At 43.5% G+C, this 728-nt stretch carries 1 protein-coding gene; it reads right to left on the minus strand.

Going from position 1 to position 728, the window contains the following annotated elements:
- On the minus strand, window positions 1-722 hold a 722-nt coding region (locus tag HMPREF2963_RS06895), incomplete at its 3' end, for an ABC transporter ATP-binding protein (RefSeq protein ID WP_070669277.1).
- Between the last annotated feature and the right edge of the window lie 6 nt (window positions 723-728).

The raw sequence follows: 728 nt of genomic DNA on the forward strand, positions 1-728 counted from the left end.
GAAATCTCTTGGAACATCTGCCGCTCCGTCTTGTCGCCTCGGAAAATCTGATTGTACAAAATCCCATCCTTGATAAAGAGCACACGTTTGGCGCGACTTGCCGCCGCTGTCGAATGCGTCACCATAAGTATCGTTTGACCACGATCATTAATGTCATCAAATACATCTAAAAGCGCCGCAGAGGATTTTGAATCAAGCGCCCCAGTTGGCTCGTCCGCTAATAAAATCTCCGGCTCAGTAATAATCGCTCGTGCCACTGCCACCCGTTGCTTTTGACCACCTGAAATTTCATAGGGAAATTTTTCTTGCAGTTGGTTAATTCCCAATTCGTTACAAATTGTAACTAGCTTTTGCATCATTTCCGTGATGGGACGGCGCGATAGGACGAGTGGCAAGAGAATATTGTCCTTGACTGACAGTGTGTCTAACAAGTTAAAATCTTGAAAGACGAAACCTAATTTCTCCCGCCGGAAGCTAGAAGCTTGACTGTTTTTAATCGTTGCTGTATCAGTACCGTTGAGAAAGACACGTCCTTCAGTTGGCTTATCCAGCATGGCAAGAATATTCAAGAGGGTGGATTTCCCAGAACCAGACTCCCCCATAATGGCGACATAATCACCTTTTTCCACTGTGAAATGAATGTCTTTCAGCGCTTCGACTTGATTACCTTGAAAGCGCGTTTTATAAATCTTTTTAACATGTTGAACATCTAATAATGTCATCGTTTT

This window comes from Streptococcus sp. HMSC067A03, assembly GCF_001814295.1.
In the GTDB taxonomy this organism is placed as follows: domain Bacteria; phylum Bacillota; class Bacilli; order Lactobacillales; family Streptococcaceae; genus Streptococcus; species Streptococcus constellatus.